Raw genomic sequence first — 22,696 nt, 5'->3', positions numbered from 1 at the left:
ACCAGACGACGGCGCGAGAGTAGCCCCGACCCGGCTGGCTCGAGGTGCCCGGGTGACCAGCTTCACCCGGGGCGTCCAATCGCGCCCGTACCCTATTGGCGTTCGGCTTCCCGCGGTCGCCGTGCCCTCGAATCCCCCGGTGGAGCGCCACTTTTGGCACGGTCGAGCTACCCCGGACGGGGAATGTTCACCGACTGTCGCGATTGTTCGCCAATCGCACCGCATCCGCCCGCGCGTCCCGCAGTGCCTGCAACAACTCTTCCTGCCGCTGCCGGTCCTGCTCGGTGCGCAGCCGAGTACGACGAAGGAATGCGAGCTCAGTCACGCTCGCCTGATACCGGCCCACCGCCCGCGCCGCCGCCCGCCCGGACTGCTTGCGCGCCTGCTTCCGCCATTGCCGCCGCCCAGGAAGACTGGCGAGCAACTCGATCTCCGACGGCGCGATCCACCGCGCAGCCGCCATCTTCGGCAACGCGGCGGCGACAATCCGCTGTTCTCGCCTCCGCTGCAACACGATCACGTAGATCGCGGCGATCAGCAGCGGCAAAATCACGAGGAAGTACAAAGTGAGAAAGGACTTCCCGCCGTTGAGCGTGGCCGCCGCGTTCCAGAGCGCGTGCAGGAAGACCCCGGCGAGATACCCGGCGATCGGCGCGAGAATCCGAACCCACCGCTGCGCGTACCGCGCCGCGATCCCGAACCCGATGCCGGTCATAGCGGTGAACAGCGGATGCGTGAACGGCGAAAGCACCCCACGCACGAGGAAAGCGGCAAGCACGCCGGAGCTGGTCCCGTTGCCGAAGCCGTGGTCTGCGAAGGCGCGGCCGAAGTAGTAGATGTTCTCGGTGAAGGCGAACCCAGCGGCCGCGAACCCCGCGTAGACAACGCCGTCGACGATCCCGTCGAATTCCTCGTTGCGCCGCCAGAAGATCAACAGGACAAAAACGCCCTTCGCGGCTTCCTCGACCAGCGGCGCGGAGACGAGCGCACTCACCTTGCTGCCGTTGCCACCCCCGAGAAGCAGGTCACCGAACGCCTCGGCCCCGGTATTGATCAGCAGCGCGGTAACCGTGGCAATGCAAGCGCCCCAAGCGAAAGCAATCAGCAGCAACTTCGCCGGCTCCGGTTCCCAGCGATCAACCCAGAGCAACCCGGCAACCACCACGCCGACCGGCACCAACGCAGCGACCACCCCGATCGCGACCGCCAGCCACCCGACGCGCGCAGTCGCGAGCCCGAAGAGAAAAAGCCCGCACAACGCCACGACGATCAACCCGAGCACCGGAAGGAGCACGGTGATATGCCGCGAACGAGAGCCCGTGGACGCAGACCCAGGCGGCGTGGCAGAAAGGGTGCCGTTCACGAGCGGTCACCATACGCAGGCCCCCCAAGGGATGCCGGTTGGGCGCACCGGGTTCAGCCCTCCGCGCGATGCCCCGTGACCCTCATCTCGCGCCCCCCAGAAGTTCGTGAGGGCCACCCTGACGGAATCTGATTCCCCCAGGGTTCCCCTCACTCACCGCGGCCGGTCTGTGAAGGGCTCCTTCACGGACCTAGATTCCCTCAAGGACCCCTTCACGGCTTTTTGGCGTACGTGAGGGCCACCCTGAGGGAATCTGATTCCGTGAGGGTTCCCCTCACGACCCTCGCGCGCCCCGCCCGCCCCACGCCTGCTCGGGAAGCGCCCCAATGCGGCATTGGTTGCGTCACATGCACCGAACGCCACATTGGGTGCGTGGCATGCACCCAACGCCACATTGGGGCGCAACCCCCACCACGAACGAAACCACCACCGATGCACCCAACTCGAAGTGCACCCACACCACCCCCGCACCCCGATACGAAGCTCCCCTGCGGTCTGGGGTGGCTTGTCAAGGCATCTTTCCCGCCTTGACAAGCCACCCCAGACCGTCAGCACAATCAAGCTTCGGGGTGCCCACCGCAACAATGGGCGCAATGTCGCCGCCAGGCGACGAGCCGACAGAGCCGACGAAGAACGATCAATCCTCAGCCCGACGCCGACGCCGAGGACTCCCCTCCGTCTTCCCATTAGCCGCAAGCAATTCAGTCACCGACCGCCCCGAAGCGTGATGCCCAGCCGAGGCAGCCTCCTCAGCAGGAGCCTCCCAAGCAGGCGGCTCCCCGTCCGGCCGCCTCCGACGCCCCCCAGACGAAGCCGAAACAGCCTCCCCCTCAGGCCGCCGACGCCGCCCCCCAGTCCCATTGCTCACCGAACTGCGAACCGACTCAGGCAACGTCGGATTAACCGCATCCGCCCCAGGAGCCCCATGCCGCCCAGTCGGCGTGTCCTCCGCCAACGGAGACAAATCCGACCGAGAGAACTGCTCCAACCGAGACGGAGCCCGCTTCTGCGACTCCACCGCAGTTTCCTTCTCCGGCACCGCTTTCTCCATCTGAGGAGCAGGTTCAGCATGCCGAGCAGGCTCAGCAGGCCGGGAAATAGCAGTTTGCTCAGCAGCTTCCGGCCGCTCCTCCCGCTGCGGCGCAGGCCGTGCCGCCAACCGGGGCACCGGCCGCTCCTCCTTGACCGGCTCCGGCTTGCTCACCGGTGCCACAGTCCGGGTCGGCTGCGCTTCAGGCCGCCGAGGCGCCTCCGCCGCTTCCTTCTGGGGCCGAGGCCGCGGCCCACGAACCCGCTCAGCCTCACGCGGCAACGGCTCAGTCACATTGCGCGCCCCAGCACCGTCCTGCTCGAACGGCTCCGGAATGACGTGCGACCCAGAGTCACCCGCAGAACGACGCTCAGCTTCATACGGCTCCGGCGCACGATCAGCGCGCGACTTCGGCGCACCACCCCGAGGCCCACGCTCGACCTGCGGCTCGGGCGCACCACCACGAGCGGGTCGTGCGGCATCCGGCGCTCCATTCCGCGGCTCACGCGCAGCGAAGGCATCCGCCACACTGGCCCGCCCCTCGTGCGGACCCGAGTCGCCGCGAGGCACGAACGCCTCCGCCAGGTTGGCCCGAGGATCGCGACCACCGCGCGGAGCGGGACTCTCCGCTTCGACCTCGTCCTCGAACGGCTCCGGCTCGGCAGGCGGTTCCGGGCGCTTCGGCTTGAGCCGCGGCATCTGCTGCGTACGCAGCTGAGTCGAACGGTCGCCATTCGGCCCGGAGCCATTCGGCCCGGAACCGTTCAGCCCAGCGCTGATCGAGCCGTTCGCACCGGAAGTCCCCTTGGCGCCATTGGTCTTCGCCGTCCCGTTCGCAGGAGTCCGGCGACGCTCCGCGGGAGCCGCGTCGAGCACCCGGTCCATGAATTCGGTCGGCCGCTCCGGAACATCGACCACCGGCTTCTTCGGAGCAAGCAGCTGAGCCGGTTTCTTGCCATTGCCGTTCTTGCTTTCCGAACCGGCCGAAACGAGCCGCTGCTCGTCGTTCAGCGAGCGCATCCGGGTCGCCTGCGCGGTGAGCGCGACGCGTTCGAGCAGCACCTCGCCGCCGAACAGCGATTGCAGGCTTTCGCGGAGCGCAGCCACTTCGGCACGCAGCGCATCCAATTCTTCGCGCGATTGCGCCTGCGCGGCCTCGCGCGTTTCCGTTTCGAGCTCGAGTTCGTACTCCCGCCGGGCCGCGATCTCGCGTTCCAGCTCGAGTTCGTATACCGCCTGCGCCTCGGCGACCGCGTCCTCGCTGTGCGCCGCGTTCTTGCGGGCCCGGACAGCCAGGAAGGCGCCGATCAGGGCAGCCCAGAGCGCCGCGACGATCCCGAGCCGGAGGTACCGGAGGTCGTCGCTGAGCACCAACGCGAGGGTGGCGCCGACGGCGAGGAGCAATCCGACGACAAGCCACGGCCTGCCAGGGCGGCGGCCGTGCGAGTCGTCACCCACGCCAGTCATGCCTGACACCGTACCTTCCGGTGATCCGAATGAGACCTAGTCGGTACTTCGAGCGGTGCCATCGAAGCGTTAACCGGTCGTTCCCTTACGGTCCTCCGGTGGCGTCCGGCAGCAGTGCTCGAGCCACAAACCGGCAGCTACGAGCAGCGCCGACGACACCACCCCGACGACCGCCGCCTTGCTGTCGGAGACCGCGGCGACGAGTTCGTCACGTCGCGGGAAAACGTAGATGAACGCGGCCAGCCAACCACCGCCGAGGAACGCCCCGGCCAGCGAAGACGCCTTAGCCAGCGCCACCGCCCGCGCGATCCCGACCGCGTTGCCGTGCACCCGGCCGGACTTGATCCGCGACCGGATCGAGAGGGCCAACCCCGCCTCCGCGATCGCGAGCACCGCGAAGGTCACCCCGGCGAGCAACGGCAGCTGCGGCAGATCGCCGTAAGCGGCCTGGAACAGCACATAGACCACGGCGAGGCCGAGGACCGCGGCCACGACCAGGTCCCGGGACCGCGTGAAGTGCATGACTCCACCGTACCGAGCCCGCTCTGGCAGGCTTGACTCTCCAGCGACTGGAGACTCCACGATGCCTGACATGCCTGCGACCACGGTCTTCACGATCGGCGAACTGTCCCGGCGCACCGGGCTGCCGGTGAAGACCATCCGGTTCTACTCCGACGAGGGCCTGCTCCCGCCCACGCAGCGGACCGGAGCCGGCTACCGGCTGTACGACGCGCACGCGCTCGCCCGGCTGGAGCTGGTGCGGACGCTGCGCGAGCTGGGCATCGGCCTGCCCGACGTGTCCCGCGCACTGGCGCGCGAGACGACGGTGCGCGACCTGGCGACGAGCCACGTCGACGCGCTCGACGAGCAGATCCGGCGGTTGCGGCTGCGCCGCGCGGTATTGCGCGCAGTGCTGAAACGGGATTCCGAGCTGGAGGAAGTGAAACTGATGAATCGCATCGCCCAAATGCCGGACGAGGAACGCCGCCGTTTGGTGGACGAGTTCTGGGCCGAAATGATGGAGGGGCTCGATGTCGATCCCGAGTTCTACGCGCGAATGCAGTCGGCGAAACCGGATCTTCCGGATGATCCGACGCCGGAACAGCTGGAAGCCTGGATCGAGTTCGCCGAGCTCGTGCAGGACCCGGGATTCCGGCAGTCCATCCGCACGATGAGCGAACGGCATTCGTCCGCGCGGGAAGCGGGCGAGTACGAGCAGCCGACCAAGGCTCAACAGGAAAACTGGGCCGCCTGGATGACCGACGCCCGGTCCGCGCTCGACGCGGGCCACGCGCCGGGCTCCCCGGCCGGACGGGCGCTGGCGGACGCGATCGCGACCGCCTCGGCCCGGCCGGACCAGGACCCGGCCGACCCGGCGGTCCGCAACCGGATGGCCGACGGGATCGCCGCCGGGGCGGATCCGCGCGCCGAGCGGTACTGGCAGTTGCTCGCGACGATCAACGGCTGGCCCGCCATCCCGAGCCGCCAGGAGGAAGTGCAATTCCTGCTGGCAGCGCTGCGGGCCTCGTGAGCGTCCAAGCCGGTTAGAACCGGCCTAGGCACTCACGACAGGGTCAGGCCGGGCCGCAGGACGACGCCCGCCCGGTCGGCTTCCGGCAGCCGGGCGAGCAGGTCGGCGGCCCGGCCGTGCCCGGGAACCTCGGCGTCCGGGTCGATCTCGAGCCACGGGATCAGCACGCTCGCCCGGTCCGGGGTCCCGGGATGCGGCAGCAACAACTCCGGATCGTCGGACGTCACGCCCTGCACTGTCACTATGTCGACATCCAGCGTGCGCGGGCCCCAGCGCAGTTCGCGCACCCGGCCCGCCGCCTGCTCGGCCGCCTGCCCGGCGCGCAGCCACGCCCAGTGGTCGCGTGCCGGGTCGTCGACGATGCACAGCGCGTTCAGGAAATCCGGCTGGTCCTCGACGCCCCAGGCTTTCGTCTCGTACACGCCGGACACCGCGACGAGCGCCGGGCGCACCGCGTCGACCGCGCTGCGCAGGTAGCCGAGCCGGTCGCCGAGATTGGAGCCCAGCGACAGGACCGCGCGGCTCACCGCTCCCGCCGGACGGTGACCGCGACGTCGTCGAAGGTCAGCGGAATCGGCGCGGACGGCTTGTGCACGGTGACCTCGACGGCGGTCAGCCGGTCGTCGCGCATGACCTCGTCGGCGATCTTCCCGGCGACGCTCTCGATCAGGTCGTACGGCTCCCCGGCGACGATCCCCGCCGCCAGTTCGGCCAGTTCGCCGTAGTGCAGCGTCTTGGTCAGGTCGTCCGACGCCGCGGCGGGCCCGAGGTCGAGCCACGCGACGATGTCGATGCCGAATTCCTGTCCGTCGCGCTTCTCGTGGTCGAAGACCCCATGTCGGCCGAACACGCGCAGTCCCGTGAGCGTGATGCGGTCAGCCATCGGCCCGTCCTTGCTGCCAGGCCGCGGCCACCGCCACGGCGTCCAGTGAAGCCCCCACCTCGTGCACCCGCACGCCCCAAGCTCCCGCCGCCGCGGCCAGCGCCGAGATCGACGCGGTGGCGACCTCGCGACCGTCCGGCGGCCTCGGCACACCGTCCTTTCCGGACAGCAGACGGCCGAGGAAACGTTTGCGCGAGGCACCTACCAAAACCGGGAAACCCAAGTCCAGCAACGCATCCAGCCCGTGCAGCAGCGCCCAGTCGTGCTCGGCGTGCTTCGCGAACCCGAGACCCGGGTCGAGCACGATCTCGCTCTCGGCGACCCCGGCCGCGATCGCCTCGTCGACCCGCTGCAGCAACTCGCCGCGCACCTCGGCGACGACGTCGGTGTACGTGGCCAGCGCGTTCATGTCCTTGCTGTGCCCGCGCCAGTGCATCAGCACCCACGGCGCCTTGGTTTCCGCCGCGACCCGCCCCATCGCCGGATCGGCGAGCCCGCCGGACACGTCGTTGATCACCTTCGCACCGGCTGCCACCGCGGCTTCCGCGACCGCGGCCCGCGTGGTGTCGACCGACAACACGACGCCCTCGGAAGCCAGTTGCCGAATCACCGGCAAGATGCGCGCGGCTTCGGTCTCCGCGTCGACCCGCGAAGCACCCGGCCGCGTCGATTCGCCGCCGACGTCGATCAGGTCCGCGCCACGCGCCCACATCTCGCGCGCGTGCTCCAGCGCCTGGTCGAGATCGAGGTAGCGGCCGCCGTCGGAGAACGAATCCGGCGTCACGTTCAGCACGCCCATCACGGCGCACCGCCCCGGCCGGGGGATCACCGGCGCCCCCGGATCAGCTCGATCGCCTCGGCCCGCGACGTCGCCGACGACCGCAGCATCCCGCGCACCGCCGACGTGGTGGTCCGCGAACCCGGCTTGCGGATCCCGCGCACCGACATGCACAAATGCTCGGCCTCGACGACCACGATCACGCCGCGCGGCTCCAGCCGCCGCACGAGCGCGTCGGCGATCTGCGAGGTGAGCCGCTCCTGCACCTGCGGGCGGCGGGCGTAGAGATCGACCAGCCGGGCGAGCTTCGACAGCCCGGTGACCTTGCCGTCGCCGTTCGGGATGTAGCCGACGTGGGCTACGCCGTGGAAGGGCAGCAAGTGGTGTTCACAGTTGGAGTACATCGGGATGTCCGTGACGAGCACGAGCTCCTCGTGCGATTCGTCGAACGTCCGCGCCAGCACCTCGTCCGGATCGGTGTAGAGGCCGGCGAACATTTCCTGATAAGCGCGAGCGACCCGGGCCGGGGTGTCCTGGAGACCGTCCCGATCCGGGTCTTCGCCGCAGGCGAGCAGCAGCTCGCGGACGGCGCGCTCCGCCCGGTCCTGATCGAAGACCGGGCGGATGCCGTCTTTACTGCTTGTCTGATCCGTCGACGTCACGCCGATGCTGCCCCTCGTCCGGCTGCTGGCCGTTCGCGCCGTCGGCGAACCAGCCCTGCTCACGCGGACGGTCTTCGGCGGGGCGCCACGGCTGCTGGCCGCCCGGGGACGTCGCCGGGGTCCAGCCCGGAGGCGCCCCGTAGTTCGGCGGTCCGCTCTGCGCACCGCCCGGGCCACCGGGCTGGTAGCCGCCGCCTGCCGGACCGCCCGGCTGCTGCTGACCACCATACGGCTGGCCCCAGCGGCCGGCGCCGTTCGGCCCGCCCGGACGACCGCCGTTCGGCGGGGCGTACGGGTTCGCGTTCGGGTCCGGAGCCTGGTACGGCGGACCGCCGGGCAGCTCGCCGGCGCCAGGAGCCGTGCCGACCGGGGTCGGAGCGGGCTGCAGGGCGGGCTTTTCCTTCTCCGGAGCGGGCGGCGGCCACGGCTCGCCGCGCTCCATCGCCAGCTCGCCCGGGGTCTTGATCGGCGGCTTGTCCGACGGCGTGCGCTCGCCGAACTCGTTGAAGACGGTGATGTGCGGGCGCTTCTCGACCGTCGCGAAGATCCGCTCGAGGTCCTTGCGCTGCAGCGTTTCCTTCTCCAGCAGCTCCATGACCAGGTTGTCGAGCACGTCGCGGTAGGTGTTCAGCACGTGCCACGCCTCGGTGTGCGCGGTCTCGATGAGCTTGCGCACCTCCTCGTCGATCTCGTGCGCCACCTCGAGCGAGTAGTCGGCCTGCCGTCCCGCGGACCGGCCGAGGAACGGGTCGCCCTGCTCCTGGCCGTACTTCACCGCGCCCAGCCGCGCGCTCATGCCGTATTCGGTGACCATCGCGCGGGCGATCTTCGTCGCCTGCTCGATGTCCGAGGACGCACCGGTGGTGGGCTCGTGGAAGACGAGCTCCTCGGCCGTGCGGCCGCCCATCGCGAAGACCAGCCTGCCGATCATCTCCGACCGGGTCATCAGCTGCTTGTCGTCCTCCGGCACCAGCAGCGCGTGCCCGCCGGTACGGCCGCGCGGCAGGATCGTCAGCTTGTACACCGGCTCGATGTCCGGCATCGCCCACGCGGCGAGCGCGTGCCCGCCCTCGTGGTAGGCCGTGATCTTCTTTTCCTTTTCGGAAATGATCCGGCTCTTGCGCGCGGGACCGCCGACCACCCGGTCGACCGATTCCTCGAGCGCGACGTCGGTGATCACGTGCCCGTTCTCGCGGGCGGTGAGCAGCGCGGCCTCGTTCAGCACGTTGGCGAGGTCCGCACCGGACATGCCGACCGTGCGCTTGGCCAGCCCGGTCAGGTCGGTGCCCTGCGCGATCGGCTTGCCCTTGGCGTGCACCTCGAGGATCGCCTTGCGGCCGAGCAGGTCCGGCGCGGACACCGGGATCTGCCGGTCGAACCGGCCGGGGCGCAGCAGCGCCGGGTCGAGGATGTCCGGCCGGTTGGTGGCCGCGATCAGGATGATGCCGCCGCGGGCGTCGAAGCCGTCCATCTCGACCAGCAGCTGGTTCAGCGTCTGCTCGCGCTCGTCGTGGCCGCCGCCGAGGCCGGCGCCGCGCTGGCGGCCGACCGCGTCGATCTCGTCCACGAAGATGATGCACGGCGCGTTCTGCTTCGCCTGCTCGAACAGGTCACGCACTCGCGAAGCACCGACACCGACGAACATCTCGACGAAGTCCGAACCGGAGATCGTGTAGAACGGCACGCCCGCTTCGCCCGCGACAGCACGCGCGAGCAGCGTCTTGCCGGTGCCGGGCGGCCCGTAGAGCAGAACGCCCTTCGGGATCTTCGCGCCGAGCGCCTGGTAGCGCGCCGGGTTCTGCAGGAAGTCCTTGATCTCGTACAGCTCTTCGACCGCTTCGTCAGCGCCCGCGACGTCGCCGAAGGTGGTCTTCGGCATGTCCTTGTTGAGCTGCTTCGCCTTCGACTTGCCGAAGTTCAGGACGCGGTTCCCGCCGCCCTGCGCGTTGTTCATCATCCACATCAGCAGGCCGAGCACCAGCGCCAGCGGGATCGCGAAGATCAGGATCTGGGTCAGCAGGCTCTGCTGGGTGACCTTGGTGGTGAACTTGATCGGATGGTTCGCCTGGTTGCCGACGTTCGCACCGAGGAGATCTTTGTAGATGTCATCGGTCGCACCGCCGGGGAACTGCGCGACGACCTTGTCGGCCTGCTGGCCGTCGATGTCGATCGGCTGCGTGAGCAGCAGTTTGAGCTGCTGCTCCTTGTCCTCGAGGCTCGCTTCCTTGACATGTCCAGCTTTGACCTGCTGCATCGCCGTGGAGATAGGAGCCTGGGTGTAGCCACGATCGCTGTCGAAGATCGTGTTGTAGGCGAACAACGCCAGCAACCCCGCGACGATCCACAGCAGTGGGTTCCTGAGCACGCTCTTCCGGTTCATACGACTCGGCCCTTGCGGCCTCGACCCTCCCTGGTTGGGCGGCTCCTGTGATACCCGCCATCGCGATCTTGACAACCCGTGGGTGCCGCAAGGCACCCGTCCCACCAGGGTACCGTCCGGGCGGGCGGGGAAGCCTGGCGAGCCTCTCGCAGGTCAACGGCCAATCCCGCGCGAGGGTTCCCGTTCCGGGAGGAGACGTCACCCGGCTACCGGGTGTCAACCGCCACCGAAGCCACCATTTCACCCAGCCTGCTCCGCAGCGTGGCCGGGTCCGCCGGGGCGACGGTGACCCATTCCCGGCCGTCCGAACCCGCCCTCGACAAGCTCAAATACCGTCCGGTGGCGGTGTCGAACCAGCCGAGCACGCGCGACCGCTGCCGGCTTCCCAGCTGGGACCGGCTGTTCGCTGCGAGCTGACCGCCGCGCTGCCGCGGTTGGCCCGCGATGAGCGCGTAGGTCTCGCGCGGATCGACCGTGGCGCGCTCGCTGAGCGACTGGCGCTTCGCCCGCCGCCCGCCCTTTTCCTCGGACTGCCCGCCGCCCGCGGCGACCGGAACCCGGATCGGCTGGGTGTGCAGCGCCTCGTCCAGCGGAAGCGTGACCGACGCCTCACTGCCGCGCGGACCGCCGGGCAGCAGTTCGACGATCGTGGAGACCAGCCCGTCCGCCGGGATCGCGCGCAGCCAGATGCCGTCGGCGTCCTGGATCGCGACCACGCCGGTGCGCTCGTCACCCGCGGCGAGCAACGCGACCGGATGCGCCTCGAACTGCGGGATGTGCAACGCGTCGATGGAATGCGGGGCCCGCGCGAGCAGCGTCAGCCACTCCTCGACGTCGGGCTCGACCCGGCCGCGCGAGTCGCGGATGCCGCGCGCCTTCAGCTCGGTGTCGACCCGGTGCCGCAGCGACACGCGCTCGTCCTCGGTCGCGCCGTGCGAGCGCACGCGCAGCGGGTAGGGCAGCTCGCCCAGCTCCATCGACTCCCACAGGAAGTCGAATGCCAGCGGCGAGAAGAACTCTTGGTGCATCCGGTGCTGCTCACCCTCCGGTCAACGATTTCCGGCCCAGCGTAGCGCCGGATCGGCAGTCTTCAAGCGCCTCGATGCCACTTTGGGTGCATCCCGCGCCCCCAAAGTGGCATTGGGTGCGTCCTGCGCACCCAAAGTGGCGTTCGGTGCGTCGCATGCACCCAAAGTGGCGTTCGGTGCATCCTGCGCACCCAAAGTGGCGTTCGGTGCATCCTGCGCACCCAAAGTGGCGTTCGGTGCGTCGCATGCACCCAAAGTGGCATTGGGTGCGTCCCACGCCCCCAATGCGGCGTTCGGTGCGTCAGACGCACCCAATGCCGCATTGGGGCGGTTTCAGCCGAGCGGGGAGCCGAGGCTGGTCAGCGCAGCTCAGTCAACGCGGGTCAGAACGCGCCCGCGCTGGCCTGGTCGGCCACCCCGGCGAGCATTTCGCCTAGCCGGTGCCGCAGGGTCGCCGGGTCGGCGGGCGCGATGGTGATCCAGTCGCGGCCGTCGTGGCCCTGGCTCGCCTGCGTGAAGTACCGGCCGGTTTCGGTGTCGAACCAGCTCAGCACCGTCGACCGGCTGCGGCCGCCGAGGCGGTTGCGGGCGTTCGCGCCGATCTGGCCGCCGCGCAGGCGCTGCTGGGCGTGCAGCCGGGCGAGTGCCTTGCGGTCCTCGTCCACGCTCGCGCGGCCGGAGGCGTCGACCTGGTTGCCGCGCCGCTGCATGAAGTCGACGCCGGAAGCGCCGACCAGCTGCTCCAGCGGCACGGTGATCGACTTCTCGGTACCACGCGGGGCGCCCGGCAGGAGCGAGATGATCGCCGTGGCCAGGCCGTCCGGCGCGCACGGGTGCAGGTGCAGTCCGCGCTGGTCCTGCACGGCGAACAGACCGTCGCCGTTCGCGCTGCCCGCGACCGCGAGCAGCGGTTCGCCGTTCGGGTCGAGCAACTGGACGGTGTCGAGGCTGACGTCCGGCGACGCGAGGATGCCGAAGTAGTCCTCGACGTGCGGAGCGGGCCTGCCGCGGTCGTCCGCGAGCCCTCGGTCAGCCAGTGCGCCGAGCGTGCGCGTGCGCAGCGCCGAGCGCTCGTCCATCGTCGCGCCGTGCGAACGGATCCGCAGCGGATACGGCAGCTCGCCCATACCGGCCGACTCCCACAGGAAGTCCACCTCGATCGGCGCGAGCAGCTCCGCGTTCGGCATCGACCAACCCCCTACCCCACGTGTTTGCGAACGCTCGCGGGCGCGTGACCGGTCCGGTCACGCGCCCGCGAGCACTGCGTCAGTTGTCGTCGTCCGACCACGCGCCGATGACCGGCGGCGGGGTGGCCTGGTTGGCCCCGAACGCGTCGTCCGGGTCCGGTTCGATGAGGAACGAAGCGTGCGTGTGCTCCTCGTCCCCTTCGCCCGCGCCGTGCGCGCCCGCTCCGCCCATGCCGCCCATCGGGCTCATGCCGCCCTGCGACTGGCCGATGGTGCCGCCCGCCGGGACGACGCCCTGCTGCTGCGGAGCCGCCGACGCGGCGCTCTGGCCGCTCTGGTGCTCGGACGCCGCGGAGGTCTTGCCTTCCTCCTCCTTGCGCGAACCGCTGCGGTTGCCCTCGCCCAGTTTGCCGCCGGCGAGCCCGGCGCCCGCGCCGATCGCGCCGAGGCCGAGCGCGGAACCGAGGCCGCTGCCGCCCGTGGACGCGGGTGCGGGCGCGGCGGCGACCGGAGCCGCACCGACGCCGGAAGCGGCGCCAACGCCCACCCCGGTGCCGCCGGCGAGCGCGCCGCCCTCGAGACCGGAGGTGCCGTACTTGCCCGAGTCGGCCGAGATGTGCGCCGGGGCGCCGTGTCCGGCGACCGCCGCGCCGCCGGCCGCGCCGTGCGCGCCCACCGTGCCGAAGCTGGCCGGGGAACCGAGCGCGCCGGGTCCGTCGGTGTGGCCGAGGTTGTTGACGTTGTTGAACGAGTTGCCGTTGAAGTGCGACGCGGTCGGCTTCATGCCGAGCGAGTCAGGGCCGAAGCTCGGGGTGGAGCTGTCGACCTCGCTCATCGCCTGGGTGTAGGCGTTGAAGAACGCGACCTGCTGCGCCTTGACGTCGTTCGCGGCGTCCGCCTGCGCCTTCTGGTCCGCGGCCAGCGCGGCCGGACCGCCCGCGAGCGCGGCCGTCATGGCCTGCTTCGGGTCGTAGTCGCGCGGGGCCGGCATCTTCTTGACCTCGGCGGCCGCGGCGGCCTGGCGGGCGAGCCGGTCCGACATCGTGTGCGCGGCGTCGGAGGCCTGCGTGCCCGAGTTGGCGATCGCCACGAGCGCGCCCTGCGCGCTGGCGGCGCCGTGGCCGACCCAGACGTTGCCCAGTTCGGTGATCGCGTTGTACAGGTCGTCGGACGCCTGCTTCAGCTCGGTGCCGTGCTTGGCCCAGTGCTGCCCGGTGGCCTCGGCGGTGCCCGGGTCGTTGTCCGTGGTCGCGCCGATGTAGAGCTGGTGGCTTTCCTGCGCCTGCCAGTTCGGCGGGTTGCCGATGGCGCGGTCGCCGCCCATCTCGAAGCCGCCGGAGCTGCTGCGCGCGGAGGCGACGATGTCGTTGGTCGCCGCGTTCGAGCCCATCGCGACGGCGGAGCCGGGCGCCGGGACCGAGGACGAGGTGCCGTAGCCGGAGGTGGTGTAGCCCGACCCGTCCGGGACGGAGCCGTCCGGGGCCGAGGTGGTGGTGTTCGGTGCCATGACTGCGTGATCCCCCTAGGACGTCAGGCCTTGTTGCGGAACGGGTCGGCGGCGGACTGGTCGATCTCGTGGTAGCGCGCCATCGCCGCGACGATGCCTTCCTCCGCGGCCTGGTACTGGCTGAGCAGGTTCTGCAGCGCGGACGAGTAGGAGTCGCCGCCGCCGTCGGCGCGCTGCACGAACTTGGTCGCCATCGCCTTGCCGACCGGGTTCGCGCCGAGCTTCGGCGGCTGCGCGAGCGTGCCCGCGCTGTGCAGGAGAGCTTCGACCGCGTCGCGCCCGGTCCGGATCTTCTTCAGCACGGTCTGCGCGGCATCCGGGTCGATCCCGACCTGGCCGTTGACAGCGGCGTTCTTGAACGCCGCGGCATCCGCCGAGCTGTTGTTGCCCATCTGCCCTCTCTCCGTTCCCCCGCGCGAGGACCAGCCCGTCGGCTGGTGTCACTCGTCCGCATGGCAATAGGTCTTCGCATAGGTTAACGCACCTGGTCGAGCCCTATGACGCGATTTCGGGCTTCCGGGTTCCGCGGCCGGAAGGATTATCGCGAACCGGACTAACCGGACGTGTAGACGTGCGGATCGAGCGTGCCGATGTAGGGCAGGTCGCGGTAGCGCTCGGCGTAGTCGAGGCCGTAGCCCACGACGAACTCGTTGGGGATGTCGAAGCCGATGTACTTGACCGGCACCTCGACCTTCACGGCTTCCGGCTTGCGCAGCAGCGAGACGACCTCGAGCGAGGCCGGGTTCCGGCTCGCCAGGTTCTTCAGCAGCCAGGACAGGGTGAGCCCGGAGTCGACGATGTCCTCGACGATGAGCACGTCGCGCCCGGCGATGTCGCGGTCGAGGTCCTTCAAGATCCGCACCACCCCCGACGACGAGGTCGAAGACCCGTAGGACGACACGGCCATGAACTCCAGCTGCGTCGGCACCGGAAGCGCCCGCGCGAAGTCGGTCATGAACATGACGGCGCCCTTGAGGACGCCGACCAGGAGGAGGTCGCCCTGGCCGTTTTCCGGGTGGTCCGCGGCGATTTTCGCCGCCAGCTCCGCGATCTTGTCTTTGATCTGCTGCTCGGTGATGAGCACGGAGGCGATCTCGCCCTCGTACACGGGTCATTCCCCTCGGGTGGTGGGTTCGGGTCCGGCAAGCGAGAGCCTGCCACGCCGCCGTCGAGCCTCCAAGTTGCCCGGCAGCCACACCCCGCCCTGACCCCGCCAGCGGGCCACGAGCGCGTCGACCGAACGCAGGTGCGCGTCGGTCAGTTCGCGGACCCCGGAGTCCAGCAGCCACCTGCGGAGAACCCGTCTGCGCAGCGCAGCGGGCTCGGCCGCCAGCACGGCTACGTCGAGGTCGTCTTCGCGGGCCGCGCGCTCGTGAACGCGCGCGGCGAGTGTGTCCAACGCCTCGGTGTCCTCGCGCAGCTGTGCGGCCGTACGGGCTAAAGCTGGAGCGACTCCACCCGACAGCACGTCCTCCAGGAGCGGCAGTGCTTCCGTACGCAGCCGTACGCGGGTGAAGCGGGGATCGGCGTTGTGCGGGTCTTGCCACGGCGCTAGGCCGAGTTCTGTGCACGCCGCGACAGTTTGCGCGCGCGTGATGCCGAGTAGCGGACGGCCCCACGGCGGATCGTGCGGACGCATGCCCGCCAACGACCGTGGCCCGGAACCGCGGCCTAGGCCGAGCAACACCGTCTCGGCTTGGTCGTCTTGAGTGTGGCCGAGCAGTACGAGCCCTTCGCCGTTTGGCAACGCTTCGCGCAGCGCGTGGTACCTCGCGGCGCGCGCGGCTGCTTCAGGACCGCCTTTGCCCACGACGTGCACGGCATGCACTTCGACGACGTCGATGCCGAGACCCTTCACGACCGTCGCCGCTTCGGCGGCAACAACGGCTGAATCGGCCTGAAGGCCATGGTCAACGACGAGCGCCCGCGTACGGACGTCTCGATGCCGAAGGACGTACGCCGTCGCTTCAGCGAGCGCTAAGGAGTCCGCGCCGCCTGACACCGCGACGCACACTTCGCCGGGAACAGCGACTGTCGCAAGGAAATCGCGGACCGCTGTCCGGACCGCGGCGAGCGCGCTCACCCGTGCAGGCGCCGCACCCAGGCCGCGGGGTCGGCGATCTCGGCGCGGGTCGGCAACGTGTTCGGCGAGCGCCAAACCTTGTTGAACCCGTCCATCCCGACCGCGTCGACCACGTGCCGCGTGAACTTCGCGCCTTCCTCGTACTGGCGGATCTTCGCGTCGAGACCGAGCACCGCGCGCAGCAGCCGGTCGAAAAGCCCGCCGCCTTGCCGCCGCGCGGTGAACCGCTCCCGGATCTGCTCGACGCTCGGCACGACCTGCGGGCCGACCGCGTCCATCACGTAGTCGGCGTGGCCCTCCAGCAGCGTCGACAACGCCAGCAGGCGGTCGAAAACCGACCGCTCCTTCGGCGACTGCAGCAGCTCCGCGATGCCGCCGCCCTTGCCGCGGTTGCGCAGCGCGTCGGGCAGCCTGCCGACCAGTTCGGCCAGCCCCTCGGTGGAGCTCTCCGCGAGCCCGGACACCAGCCGTTCGACCTCGTCGGCGAAGTAGTCGCGCAGCCACGGCACCGCGGTGAACTGCAGGCGGTGCGTGCATTCGTGCAGGCAGACCCACAGCCGGAAATCGTGTGCGGGAACCTTCAGCGCGCGTTCGGCGGCCACCACGTTCGGCGCGACGAGCAGCAGCTCGCCCTTGTTCTCCGGGCCGCCGAACGGGTCGTACTGACCCAGCACGCGGGACGCCAGGAACGCGAGCAGCAGCCCGGTCTGCACGCCGGCGCCGGACGCCAGGATCGGGCCGAGCGGACCGCCCTGCGCCGCGGGCAGCGCGCGCCCGGTGAGCTCGCCGAGACCGGACGCCGCGGACCGGACCCAGCCCGGCCGGTCGACCACGGTGCCGGGCAGCAGCGGCAGGTCCTGGCCGAGGCCGGTCAGCTCGCGGACGTGCCCCTCCGCCTCGGCGGTCAGCTCCCGCAGGTCGACCACCGCGCGGTCCGCTTCGCCGCGCGCGACCTGCGGGCCGCCGCGCACGAGCAGCGCGCCGGTGGCGGCTGCCCGGTCCCAGTCGACCATGGGCCGCCGTCGGGTCTCGGTTTCCTGGCTCACGCCTCCGACGCTACCTTCCGGTACGCGTTTGTGGGCAGCTCAGCCGAACCGGTTCAGCGAGTCGGCTCAGTGCGGGCTACTTGCAGCCGCAGCCCCGCAAGGCCGTCGCCAGCACGTCGAGCGCCGCCTGCCCGGAATTCTTCTCCGAGCCGTTGGACATGAACGCGAAGGCGAGCACGCGGTTGTCGCTGTCGAGCACATACCCCGCGAGGGTGTTGACGCCGGTGAGCGTGCCGGTCTTGGCCCGCACCCAGCCCTTGCCCCCTTGGGTTTCGCCCGAGTGGTAGCGGCCGTGCAGGGTGCCCTCCGGACTGCCCGCGACCGGAAGGCCAGCCAGCAGCGGACGCAGCTTCGGCGTGTTCGGGTCCTTGCCGTCCGGACCGGCCGCCGCGGCGAGCACCTGTGCCAGCAGCCTGGCCGGCACCTTGTTCTGATTGGACAGTCCGCTCGTGTCGAACAGCTGCAGGCCGTTGACGTCGAACCCGTGGTCTGCCAACACCTTCTTCACCGCGGCCGAGGCGCCGGCGAACGACGCTTCCCCGCCGGTGGCCATGGCGACCTGGCGGCCGAGCGAGTCGGCGAGCACGTTGTCGGAGATCTGCAGCAGCGCGTACGCGAGGTCCGGCAGCGGTGCCGACTGGACTTCGCCGAGCACCTTCGCCCCTTCCGGAGCCTTGGCGGGACCGGCTGGGCTCGCGCCGAGCTTGTCCGCGACGAGCTGGGAGAGCGCGGTCCCCGGGTTGCCCGAGCGCATGGTCTCGTCGACCTTCGGGTTGCCGCGGCCGCCGTCGGTCATGGCCGGGACGATCGGGGCGCCGTACAGCGACGGCGCGTCGCCCGGCTCCCAGCCCGGCGCGGTGTTCGGACCGCTGAAGGCGCTCGCGTCGAGCTGGACCTTCTTGACGTCGCCGCCGGCCTTCTTGACCTGGTTGACGAGGTCGTCGACGTGCGCCGCGCCCGGGTAGAGCGGCGAATCGGTGCCGACCGGCAGCGCGGTCAGCGACGGGTCGCCGCCGCCGACGATGACGACCGTGCCCGGCTGCGCGCCCTGGACGATCTTGGTGGAGATCCGCTTCGTCGGCTCCATCGCGAGCAGCGCCGCGGCGACGGTGAGGATCTTCGTGGTCGACGCCGGGGTCAACGGGGTGTTCGACGCGTGATCCCACAGCACGGTGCCGTTCGCCGGGTCGATCACACTGCCGCTGAGCTGCGACAACGCCGCCGCCCCGGCGGGACCGGAAAGCTTCGCGGCGACGCCGTTCGCGGACGGTCCCTGACCGGACGTGTCCGGGCCGTGCAGCGCGAGGCTGGCGTCGGCGGGGTCGGGCGCGCTGCCCTTCGGCGCGTTCGGCGCCCACGGCAACCCGAGCCGGTTGGACACGGCGGGCACAGCCGACGCACCACCCGCGGCGGCGAGCAGAAGCAGCACGACGAGCGCCAGAATCAACGCCTTCCGCCGAGGCTTCTTGCCCTCCGGCCGAGGCGCGTCACCCTGCGGCGGAATCGGCCCGACACCGGACGGCGGTTCCGGAGGCTGCTCGGCAGCGCGCGGCGGAATCTGCTCCGGACCTGGGCGTTCGGCGAAGCCTTCCGCAGGACGAGGAATGCCGACGGTCGCTTCGGACGGCCCCTGCTGCGCTTCGCCGGGGAAGCCTTCGGGCGGACGCGGGATGCCGACGGTCGCCTCTGCCGGGAACTGCCCCCCGGTCGGGTCGATGCGCATCGGCCGCACCTGGCCGCCGCCCGCCGGTGGGACGGTGCCGGGTGCTGGTTCGGGCAGGGCAGGACGGACCGGGATTTCGATCTGCTGCGACCACGACTCGGCTTCGGATTCGTTCCGGCTCGCCTGCGACTCGTCTCCTGGACGGCCGGATTGAGCGGCGCTGGAACGCCCCCAGTTCTCCTGCGACTCATCCCCCGGACGACCGGACTGAGCGGCGCTGGAACGCCCCCAGTTCTCCTGCGACTCATCCCCCGGACGACCGGACTGAGCGGCGCTGGAACGCCCCCAATTCTCCTGCGACTCATCCCCCGGACGACCGGACTGAGCGGCGCTGGAACGCCCCCAGTTCTCCCGCGACTCGTCCCCGGGACGGCCCTGCCCCGCGTCGGGACGGCCCCGGTTCTCCTGCGAATCGTTCCCCTGGCGGCCAGGCTGACCCGGGTTGAGCCGCGCGGCGGCGGAGCCGGGAGCCGGTTCGCCTCGGAAGCCCGTCCGGTTCTCCTGCGGTTCCTCCCCGGCGCGGCCGGATTGAGCCTGCCCATCGGAACGCGCGCCCCGGAACTCAGGTGCACCTTCTCCGCCCCGGCCCGACTGGTCCTGACCCGCGGCGGGAGTGGAGTCGTCGCGGAAGGCGGTCCAGCCCTCCTTGGGCGGCTCCTGCCCCTGCTCGTCCCGCGCGACGACCGGCCGGAACGCCGCCCAGCCCTGGCTGTTCTCGCCCGTTCCCGGCGTTTCGTCCCGGAACGCGGCGAACTGGCCGGGCTTCCCGGCGGACTCGGCAGGCTCGGCGGGCTGACCGGACTGGAACGGGTTCCACCCCTGCCCCTCGTCCGAAGACCCCGCGCCGGACCCAGCGGGCTCGAACAGCGAGTTCCCCGGCTTCCGCGCGGCCTGCCACGCGGGCGACGACTGCTGCTGCCCGCCCTGACCAGGCGAAACATTCGGCTGCGCGCGCACCGTCTGCTCCGCGGACCCCTCCGCGGACGGCCGCGGCTGCTGCTGCGATGCCTGGACGGTCTTCTCCGCGGACCCCTCGGCGGCCGGACGGCCAGCGTTGTCGCCCGGCCTCGGCACCCCGGCCGTGAACCGGGTCGGCCCCTCCACCGGGACCCACGGCGCCTGCGGTTTCGGCTCCTCGGGCCGGGCGGGCATCGACGCACCGCTCATCCGGTCCGCGAGGTTCGACCGGGGCGGTTCCGGCGGCGTGACGGGAGCGTCCGAGGGCGCGTTGAGCCCGGGGACTTCCTCCGGTTCGACTTTGGGCCGGAACCACGATCCCGGCCCGTCGCCCGGTGTGACGTTCGGCACGGAAAGCTGCGCGGTGGCTCCCGCGTCGCGCTTGGGCAGGGGGAGGCGGGAGGTCGCCCGGTCCGCCTGGGACGAGGTGTCCTCGTCGCCCGTGGGCCACCTCGGCTGGTCGTTTTCCGGCACCCACCACTCCTTCTCACCCGCCCCCGGAGGGGCCAAGGTCACATGCCGTCTGGCCTACATCGGCGCGACCGGCCGACGGGGCGTAGTCCACACTAGTGACGTCAACGAGGTCATTAGGTTGCCGCCCACGAGCGCGTGGGACACCGAGATTCGAGAAGCAGCGAGGACGGCCGTGGAATTCGACGTCACGATCGAAATCCCCAAGGGGGAGCGCAACAAGTACGAGGTCGACCACAAGACCGGTCGGATCAAGCTCGACCGGACCCTGTTCACCGCGACCCAGTACCCGGCCGACTACGGGTTCATCGACGACACGCTCGGCCAGGACGGCGACCCGCTCGACGTGCTCGTGCTCGTCCAGGAGCCCACGTTCCCCGGCTGCCTGATCCGCTGCCGCGCGATCGGCATGTTCCGGATGACCGACGAGAAGGGCCCGGACGACAAGGTCCTCGCCGTCCCGACGAACGACCCGCGTCTCGAGCACCTGCGGGACATCCACCACCTGAACGAGTTCCACAAGCTCGAGATCCAGCACTTCTTCGAGGTCTACAAGGACCTCGAGCCGGGCAAGAGCGTCGAGGGCTCGTCCTGGGTGAGCCGCGCCGACGCCGAGTCGGAGATCGCCCGTTCGTACGAGCGCGAGAAGGACCGCCTCGCCAAGGAAGAGATCAACGGCGAAGAGCACCACTGAGGCAACCGAAAAGGGGCCGTCCACCTGCCTGGTGGACGGCCCCTTTTTACTGCTCGCTCAGCCCGCGAGGGCCAGTTCGCCCGCTTCCTGCTCGGCGCGCTGCTCCATGGCCGACTTGTCCGAGAGCGGCTTCTCCCGCAGCAGCCAGACCAGCGCGAACCCGACGGTCAGCACCGCGCCGCCGATCAGGAACACCGTGCTCATCGAGCTGGAGAACCCTTCGAGGATCGGCCGGGCGAGCACCGGGTCGAGGGTCGACAGGAACGAGGTGTCGTTCACGTCGAGCCCGCCGCCGGCCAGCTGCCGGGCGAACTCCGGGTGCTGCGCCAGCGCCGCGGTGTAGGCCGGGGAGGCCATCGCCGAGCGGACCGCCGCCGCGATCCGGTCGCCGACCGTGCTGAACAGGATCGACAGGAACACCGCGGTGCCCGCCGTGCCGCCGATCTGCCGGAAGAAGGTCACCGACGAGGTCGCGACGCCGATGTCGCGGGGCGTGACGTCGTTCGTGGCGGCCAGGGTCAGCGTCTGCATGGTCGAGCCGAGTCCGAGTCCGAGCACGAACGCGATGGCCATGACCACGCCGAGCGCGGTGTCCACCCCGATCATCGAGAACGAGAACACCGCCGCGGCCATCAGGCCGAGTCCGGCGACCGCGAAGCCCTTGTACCGGCCGGTCCGGGTGATGATCCGGCCGCTGCCGAGGCTCGCGACCATGATCCCGAGGGTGAGCGGCAGCATCTGCAGCCCGGCCTGGGTCGGCGTCGCGCCCTTGACGATCTGCAGGTACAGCGGCAGCGACATCATCGCGCCGAACATCCCGATGCCCTGGATCACGGTGACCATCGTCGACACCCGGAACACCCCGCTGCGGAACAGCCGCAGCGGCAGCAGGGCGGCGTCGCCCATCCGGCGTTCCTGGAGGATGAACAGGACCACGCCGAGCGCGCCGACCAGGTACATCGCGAGCGACGCGGGCGAACCCCAGCCCCATTCGCGACCCTGCTCGGCGACGAGCAGCAGCGGCACGAGGCCGACCGTCAGCGCGCCCGCTCCGAGGAAGTCGACCTTCTGGTCGACGCGGGTGTGCGGGAGGTTCAGCACCTTGGTCACCACGACCAGCGCGGCGAGCGCGATCGGGACGTTCACCATGAACACCCAGCGCCAGCCGGTGAGGTCGGCGAACGAGTCGAGCCCGGCGAAGAACCCGCCGACGACCGGGCCGGCGACGCTCGAGACGCCAAACACGGCCATGAAGTAGCCCTGGTAGCGGCTGCGTTCCCGCGGCGAGGTGATGTCGGTGATGATCGCCAGCGCGAGCGACATCAGGCCGCCGGCGCCGAGACCCTGGAACGCGCGGAACGCGGCCAGTTCGTACATCGACCCGGCCATCGCGCTCGCCAGCGAACCGGCGAGGAACAGCGAGATCGCGGTCAGGTACATCGGCTTGCGGCCGAAGAGGTCGGACAGCTTGCCGTACAGCGGCGTGGAAAGCGTCGCGGTGATCAGGTAGGCGGTGGTGGCCCAGGCCTGGAGGCTCTGTCCGTGCAGTTCGTCGGCGATGGTCTTCATCGCCGAGGACACGATGGTCTGGTCGAGGGCCGCCAGGAACATGCCGAGCATCAGTCCGGACAGAACCGTGAGGATCTGCCGGTGTGAAAGCCGTCCGTTCGTGGTGGCGCCCCCTTCCGCAGTGGCGGTGTCGCTCATGGTGGTCTCCCTCAGTGCCGTACTAGTTGCTTGTATCTCTCAACTACTTGCTCGCCACAACTGTTCCCGAAAAGCTTGCATTCATCAACCAAATATCGTGTGACGCTAATCTCTCGCCGGGCGATGTCGAGAACGGGCGGACGGCTCCGTCCCTGGCGCGAACGTGGCCGGCAAGGAGCCGCCACCAGCACGGAGGAGA

19 protein-coding genes are annotated in these 22,696 nt (G+C 70.4%); 2 read left to right on the top strand and 17 right to left on the bottom strand.

Annotated features, from left to right (window positions below; genetic code table 11):
- Positions 1-187: 187 nt before the first annotated feature.
- From FKO37_RS06355 to FKO37_RS06345, 3 genes are all read right to left on the bottom strand, one after another.
- Entirely contained in the window at positions 188-1,294 is a 1,107-nt protein-coding gene (locus tag FKO37_RS06355; RefSeq protein WP_238603960.1) for a PrsW family intramembrane metalloprotease, read from the bottom strand.
- Between the two features lie 706 nt (positions 1,295-2,000).
- A complete protein-coding gene (locus FKO37_RS06350; protein ID WP_238603959.1) occupies positions 2,001-3,860 on the bottom strand; it encodes a DUF6779 domain-containing protein in 1,860 nt (619 codons plus the stop codon).
- A gap of 69 nt (positions 3,861-3,929) precedes the next feature.
- Positions 3,930-4,382: a DUF3180 domain-containing protein gene (locus tag FKO37_RS06345; protein WP_238603958.1), complete on the bottom strand. Its 453-nt coding sequence runs from the start codon at positions 4,380-4,382 to the stop codon at positions 3,930-3,932.
- Positions 4,383-4,452: 70 nt separating this feature from the next.
- Between FKO37_RS06345 and FKO37_RS06340 the strand changes: the two genes are divergently transcribed.
- On the top strand, positions 4,453-5,391 hold the full coding sequence (locus FKO37_RS06340) for a MerR family transcriptional regulator (protein WP_238603957.1): 939 nt from the start codon (positions 4,453-4,455) through the stop codon (positions 5,389-5,391).
- A 32-nt stretch (positions 5,392-5,423) separates the two neighbouring features.
- Here the strand turns inward: FKO37_RS06340 and folK are convergent, their stop codons facing one another.
- From folK to dacB, 13 genes are all read right to left on the bottom strand, one after another.
- On the bottom strand, positions 5,424-5,918 hold the full coding sequence (gene folK, locus FKO37_RS06335) for a 2-amino-4-hydroxy-6-hydroxymethyldihydropteridine diphosphokinase (protein ID WP_134661997.1): 495 nt from the start codon (positions 5,916-5,918) through the stop codon (positions 5,424-5,426).
- The gene (gene folB / locus FKO37_RS06330) at positions 5,915-6,274 is read right to left on the bottom strand and encodes a dihydroneopterin aldolase (protein WP_037808275.1); all 360 of its coding nucleotides are present in this window, start codon (positions 6,272-6,274) and stop codon (positions 5,915-5,917) included. The genes folK and folB overlap by 4 nt, the downstream gene beginning before the upstream one ends.
- A complete protein-coding gene (gene folP / locus FKO37_RS06325) occupies positions 6,267-7,073 on the bottom strand; it encodes a dihydropteroate synthase (RefSeq protein WP_134728485.1) in 807 nt (268 codons plus the stop codon). Before folP ends, folB begins: the two co-directional genes overlap by 8 nt.
- A 26-nt stretch (positions 7,074-7,099) precedes the next feature.
- Positions 7,100-7,714: a GTP cyclohydrolase I FolE gene (gene folE, locus FKO37_RS06320; RefSeq protein ID WP_037808279.1), complete on the bottom strand. Its 615-nt coding sequence runs from the start codon at positions 7,712-7,714 to the stop codon at positions 7,100-7,102.
- Positions 7,686-10,094, bottom strand: coding sequence for an ATP-dependent zinc metalloprotease FtsH (ftsH, locus tag FKO37_RS06315; RefSeq protein ID WP_238603956.1), 2,409 nt, complete (start codon positions 10,092-10,094; stop codon positions 7,686-7,688). The genes folE and ftsH overlap by 29 nt, the downstream gene beginning before the upstream one ends.
- Before the next feature lie 206 nt (positions 10,095-10,300).
- Positions 10,301-11,122 (bottom strand): ESX secretion-associated protein EspG, encoded by an 822-nt coding sequence (locus FKO37_RS06310; RefSeq protein ID WP_134661998.1) that lies wholly within the window; start codon positions 11,120-11,122, stop codon positions 10,301-10,303.
- Positions 11,123-11,505: 383 nt separating this feature from the next.
- Positions 11,506-12,309 carry an ESX secretion-associated protein EspG gene (locus FKO37_RS06305; RefSeq protein WP_043827135.1) on the bottom strand — a complete coding sequence of 268 codons (804 nt, stop codon included), beginning with the start codon at positions 12,307-12,309 and terminating at the stop codon, positions 11,506-11,508.
- 79 nt (positions 12,310-12,388) lie between these two features.
- Positions 12,389-13,699: a hypothetical protein gene (locus tag FKO37_RS06300; RefSeq protein WP_051728667.1), complete on the bottom strand. Its 1,311-nt coding sequence runs from the start codon at positions 13,697-13,699 to the stop codon at positions 12,389-12,391.
- A gap of 140 nt (positions 13,700-13,839) precedes the next feature.
- Positions 13,840-14,208 (bottom strand): hypothetical protein, encoded by a 369-nt coding sequence (locus tag FKO37_RS06295; protein ID WP_043827134.1) that lies wholly within the window; start codon positions 14,206-14,208, stop codon positions 13,840-13,842.
- A gap of 161 nt (positions 14,209-14,369) precedes the next feature.
- Positions 14,370-14,924 carry a hypoxanthine phosphoribosyltransferase gene (gene hpt / locus FKO37_RS06290; protein WP_037369179.1) on the bottom strand — a complete coding sequence of 185 codons (555 nt, stop codon included), beginning with the start codon at positions 14,922-14,924 and terminating at the stop codon, positions 14,370-14,372.
- Between the two features lie 3 nt (positions 14,925-14,927).
- Positions 14,928-15,899: a tRNA lysidine(34) synthetase TilS gene (tilS, locus tag FKO37_RS06285; RefSeq protein ID WP_037808286.1), complete on the bottom strand. Its 972-nt coding sequence runs from the start codon at positions 15,897-15,899 to the stop codon at positions 14,928-14,930.
- The gene (locus tag FKO37_RS06280) at positions 15,896-16,912 is read right to left on the bottom strand and encodes a zinc-dependent metalloprotease (protein WP_238608226.1); all 1,017 of its coding nucleotides are present in this window, start codon (positions 16,910-16,912) and stop codon (positions 15,896-15,898) included. Before FKO37_RS06280 ends, tilS begins: the two co-directional genes overlap by 4 nt.
- A 109-nt stretch (positions 16,913-17,021) precedes the next feature.
- Complete coding sequence (dacB, locus tag FKO37_RS47390; RefSeq protein ID WP_308196514.1) at positions 17,022-20,099, bottom strand: D-alanyl-D-alanine carboxypeptidase/D-alanyl-D-alanine-endopeptidase; 3,078 nt, start codon at positions 20,097-20,099, stop codon at positions 17,022-17,024.
- Positions 20,100-20,271: 172 nt separating this feature from the next.
- On the opposite strand from dacB, the gene FKO37_RS06270 reads away from it, so the two are divergent.
- Entirely contained in the window at positions 20,272-20,790 is a 519-nt protein-coding gene (locus tag FKO37_RS06270; RefSeq protein WP_037369183.1) for an inorganic diphosphatase, read from the top strand.
- Between the two features lie 57 nt (positions 20,791-20,847).
- Here the strand turns inward: FKO37_RS06270 and FKO37_RS06265 are convergent, their stop codons facing one another.
- On the bottom strand, positions 20,848-22,497 hold the full coding sequence (locus FKO37_RS06265) for an MDR family MFS transporter (protein ID WP_238603955.1): 1,650 nt from the start codon (positions 22,495-22,497) through the stop codon (positions 20,848-20,850).
- Positions 22,498-22,696 lie beyond the last annotated feature (199 nt).

Source organism: Amycolatopsis sp. Poz14 (assembly GCF_006704225.1).
GTDB lineage: Bacteria > Actinomycetota > Actinomycetes > Mycobacteriales > Pseudonocardiaceae > Amycolatopsis > Amycolatopsis nivea.
The sequence above is the reverse complement of the archived record's forward strand: the minus strand, read 5'-3'. Positions and strand labels throughout refer to the sequence as shown.